Source organism: Candidatus Neomarinimicrobiota bacterium (genome assembly GCA_030743815.1).
GTDB lineage: Bacteria > Fidelibacterota > Marinisomatia > Marinisomatales > S15-B10 > UBA2146.
Genome location: JASLRT010000087.1, coordinates 1 through 5,040, shown reverse-complemented (window position 1 = coordinate 5,040; position 5,040 = coordinate 1). Strand labels below are relative to the sequence as shown.

General features: G+C 53.0%; 2 protein-coding genes. Both read right to left on the bottom strand.

Annotated elements, in window-relative coordinates:
• Positions 1 to 140: 140 nt before the first annotated feature.
• Positions 141 to 833, bottom strand: coding sequence for a CsgG/HfaB family protein (locus QF669_07130; GenBank protein ID MDP6457203.1), 693 nt, complete (start codon positions 831 to 833; stop codon positions 141 to 143).
• Between the two features lie 288 nt (positions 834 to 1,121).
• Positions 1,122 to 5,040 (bottom strand): hypothetical protein (locus QF669_07125; GenBank protein MDP6457202.1); only part of this gene is annotated, 3,919 nt, incomplete at its 5' end.

Sequence of the window (5,040 nt, the reverse complement as noted above, 5' to 3'; positions counted from 1 at the left end):
ATTTCACCAACATGTACAAATACCCTATCCCCCAATTGAAAATCATAGGAGCCGCCAAAGAGGGCCACAGGAGCCAGTAAGAAAACAAGTGAAACTTTACGAAAAACTTTATTGTATCTGTTAAGCATCTTCATCCCCCCCTAATTTGACCCTGGTGCGGTTGGAGGCTCTGGGGGAAGACCGAGTTCATCGGGGCCTATACCGAGCAGATCGTCCAGCATCCCTTCGCTATAAGCGTAATATCCGCCGCCGCCGGCCGCCGCCAGCAGGAGCAGCCAGAAGAAACCTTTGCCACCTTTCTTCTTAGGCTCAGCGGTCTCTTCCGCTACAGGTGCCGCTTCTTCCTCGTCCGGTAGTCCCGCAAGATCACGGGTAACTTTCTTCAGCGTGCCTAACAATTCTTCAACTTCCCCTTTGACATCACGCTTCGAAATCCTGCCGATCTGGCCGGTGCCAACATCGAACATCCGTACATCCACCGTGTACATGGAGCCCAGCTTTCCGATACTGCCGGTCACCATGGCCTGCACGCCCAGCATTTTACCAACTTCGACGGCGCACTCGGCTGATGTACAGCCAGTCTGCTGGAAGCCCTGTTCCTCCAGGATCATCTCCATCTGACCCCGCTCCACCACGGTGAAGGCGCCGAGAGCCACCATTTCGGAACGTAGCCTGTCCGTGAGCGTAGCGGCTTCCAGTGCCGATATACCGCGCCCCTCAAGATCGAGAACAGCCACGGCCATTTTGTCCTGCGCCTGAACCGTTACCGGAAAGGAGAGTACAAATAGACTCCACGCCAAGAATATGCAGAGTGATTTTTTCATCAGTTTCATTCAGATACCTCTCAGGTGCACTTATTTAGCGCTATTTTAATGTATTCTAACCTAAAATACTGTGATACAGTTAACAATAACTATAAGAAAACTCTTTTCCAAGAGGTTAATCGGTCACAGATAGCGGGGGATTCCCCGCTTCATGGCAAAATTTCAAAATGATTCCTATCGACGTTAGCGACGACTGACGAAAAGTCTCAGCGTTGTCATGCTTCATCCCGGTTTCCTCACCGTCAGTGAGAGTAGACTCCTCACACTCATCCGCACAGCCCGCGCTTGAGATAGGGGTTATTTTACCAGAACAGCTTTTCTGGTCTGAACCTTCAGCGCCTTGCCTGAGTCAGTGGCGATGCGGCCATGAACAAGATAGATACCGCTGGCAACCGGGTTGCCCCGCCCGTCCTTACCGTCCCAGATGAAGCTGTAGTAACCAGCGGGACGGAAGTCCCTCCTCGCCAGGGTGAACACTTCCTCACCTAACAGATTGTAGATGACGAGATCAACATAGGCGTCGTCCTTCAAGGAGACGATCATGGACGTCTGGGCGTTGAATGGATTGGGGAAGTTATGTCCTAAGGCGTAGGCGTCAGGATAGAGATCAACGCCGGCACTGTTGGCCTCCACAAAGTCGCGCTTGCCGGCAACAAACCTCAGCTCATGATCCGTGTTGGCACTGGCTACATCGTAAAGGTAGTCCGGCTTCCATCTCAGGTTGTGAGCCGTCCTGAGCGTCTTGTCTATAATGAAAATATCAAAGTCTTCAGAAATGTCTTCCAGCCCCTCAAAGGTTAAATAGACGTGATGATCACTGTTGCCGGCTGTCACCTCCAGATCCCACACGTGACCCTCTTCAGTAAAGCTTCTGATATCGGTGGTGTAGATATCCGGATAGTCCTCCCACTCCCGGTGAGGAATCTTCAGCGAGACGCCGCCAGGCAGCATGGGCGGCTCAAAAGCGTCCAGCCTGTCGTAGCCGTCATTGGCCTGATGATGAACCCCTACACTGTTGAGCTTGTCAAACGCTATTCCGTTCTGGGCTGTTATATCCACCAGCCACTCCCCCTCCATAAGACCGGAAAACCTGCGAGGCAGCCTTGCGCGCCCCAGAAGAGTCCCTTCCTTGAGATCGATGAACAGCCTGCCGGCATCGGCCGGTTTGTAGATAAAACCTTCCCACGGCCGCAATACATTTGTGCCGCTCCACTGTCCCTCCCAGGCATAAACGTTGGGATCACCGGCGATGGACTCGCCTGTCTCTGTGGTGATACGATCAAGTCCAACAACAAAATCGAACGGGTTACCGATAAAGTTCCAGTCGCCTGTGTTGACAGAGATCTCAAACGGTACACTGGTATCCACCGTCTTGCCGTCATCGGTGTCAATAAAGATGCCGTCCTGGGTGGTGAGCAACAGGTAACCCCGCCCCGCTTCAATGTTGCCGATCTGGGGAAACTCGATATATTCTCCATTTGCATAAGTGAAAAAACGCCACACCGTATCGTCGTAGTCTCCCAGGTCATCCACCAGGATATCCTGAGCGCTGTTACTGCTAGGGATGATGGGAAAGGAAAGCATCTGGTAGCTGGTGACCTCTTTGCCTGACGGCACGCCGCTCGGCCAGCGGTCGGCACTCCTCTGACCATCACCGGGAACGGTGACGATGATGGAGTAGAATTCCCTGTCATCAGGAAGGAAACTTACATTCCCCGCCACATCCTCGGCCTCTATCCTGTACTCAACGCCCCTGGTGGTCACATCGTCGGCGTGGATAGAATAGCTGCTGGATACCATCACATCGATAGTCTGCCACCCTTCCTGACCGCCTACTCTATAGTAGAGCTCCACCCGGTCAAGACCTGACCTTGAATCTTCAGTTATGACCGTGATGGAGGGCGCGGCCTGATCCAGGGTGGCGCTCAGCATCGGGTTGTGGCTAATATCAGGCGGCATTCTGTCTATCTGGATGGTGGTGGGCGAACTGTTTGCCCATCTTTCGTTACCGGCCAGGTCCCACACCCTCACTGACCAGGGGATATCCTCCTCCGGCAGGAAATCAGTACGGGTGAAGCCGCTACTGTCAGGAGGAATAAAGTACACCTCACCCCCGATATGAAGGTCATACCCCTCCAACCCCGAGGTGTTGTCATTACTCGCCTGCCACTCAAAACGCATGTTCTCACCGCTGTACCACCCCGGGTCGGGAGTCACCAAATCAAAGTTGTGCGGCGCTACGTCGTCCAACATGGCCCACACTTCGCCTGAGCTGGCCTTGTCCTCACGATCCATACCGTCCAGCAGCCAGACCCGGATGCTTTTCTCGCCGTTGTTGGCAAGCTGGATGTCATCAATGTGGTCGATGTCATCTCCAGGATAAAACTCAGTCGGCCCCCCTTCTACCTGGTAGTAGGCGCCCATAATACCGTAGATCCAGTCAGGGTTGTCCCAGGTGATGGTGAACTTGTTGTTTTGCGTCCAGCCGCCGGGCGTGATGTTCATGTTCTCCGGCGGTGGCGGCGGCGCCACTATCTTCTCGCCTACGAAGAAGCTGCCTGAAGAGATGGTCACAACATGATCAACTACCGCCACCACCCTGAACTCCAGACCCCACATGGCGCTAGCGCTTACCACTACGGTGGCCACAGCCTGACCCCCGGTGATAACGCTGTCAGTGGCGTCTGTGTTTAGATATACGTCCGGCACATCAGGGTTAATCTCCCACTCCACCTCAATACCGTCCTCAGCCGGGTTGCCGGCCAAGTCCTGGGTGGTGAGCGTCACTTCGAAACTGGCGTCCTGGGCAACAATGGTCTCCTCCTGGGGCAGGGCGACGGAAATAGTCGCCCCCGCCTCATAAGCACCCAAATCCGGGTTGGAGTCCGGCGGCAGGGGACGCTGCTTGCCGGTGATATCTTCCGATGGGGCCGTAAAATCTTCAAACTCCATAATCCCCACCTCGATGGCAGGCGAGAAAGCCGAGAGCGAATAGTCATCCGCGCCGGGATCGCGGAAAAGAGGATCAACGTCAAAATCGTTGGGGCCGCCCCAGGAATTCTTGAATAGATCGGCATACTGAATAAGATTATGATCAGAGTGCATCGCACGATTGTCGATAGAGGCTACAATATTTTGCTCGTATTCTCCAGGTTGACTGGGCGCTTCAGCGGAGTTGCCGTAAATAATATTGTTGAAAAGAATATGACGGCTGTTGGCCCCTCCGTCCGGGTTATCATATGTCCCCCATAATACCATGGCGCCACCCCCGGCCGAGATTCCTTGGTCCCCAGAAGCGTAGGCTCGGTTATTGACAAATGTTGAGTTGATAATCGTTGATGTTACCCCTTCGTTTCTCTGCTCACCTTGGTTGTAGAAGGAAGCATCAGCAACTATGGCGCCACCATAAACATTCGGACACCAATCGTTGCCCTGATCATCTGTGCCGCACTGGCCATTGTCAACTCTCGCTTCATTGTTAGCGAACAGGCAGTTTACAAAGTTTGTCCTTCCCCACCACACACCTACAGCTCCTGCGGCTGCACTGTAGTAATAGTTGTTGCTTACATTGTTTCCATCAATTCTGGCTCTATTGCGAATAAATGAACAGCGGCTGAACTCAATCAGATTATCGGAATACATGTCTACCATAACCGCACCTGCCTGGCCACCTCCCGATCCATCATTATCATCCCAGTATTCTGCCAGGTTCTCAATGAATTGACAATCAATAAATTTCGCTTCGACATGGCCGGATATGCGAACAGCTCCACCTCTCCTGGCATGGTTTTCTCTGAACAGAACATTGCTGACCTCAATCGAAGCATCATTCCAGATCTCAATTGCACCACCATCCCAACTGGCCCAACCTCTTTGGAGTGTCATATCAGAAATCTTGTGAACACCCCCATCGATGCGGAAATGTTTATCCGAATGTTCTCCATCAAGGATTGTCACTTCAGATCCTTCACCTTTGATGGTCAGGTTCTTATTTGAACTAAGCTTGATGGCTCGGTTCTGATTGCCACTGTGCGTACCTGCTTTAAGCACAATAGTATTGCCATCATGCGCTTTCTCAACAGCGGTCTGAAGATCGCTCAGCGGCGCACTCTCGCTCCCTTCATTGCTGCTGCTGCCGTCCACCGCCACATACCAGACAGGGCCGTTGAACGCCGGTACCACAGAAACATCACTTGAGTAACCGCCCGCCTGGCCC

Bases quoted from the DNA above. Each gene is read 5' to 3' on its own strand.
- QF669_07130 (MDP6457203.1), bottom strand. From the start codon at position 833: ATGAAACTGATGAAAAAATCACTCTGCATATTCTTGGCGTGGAGTCTA.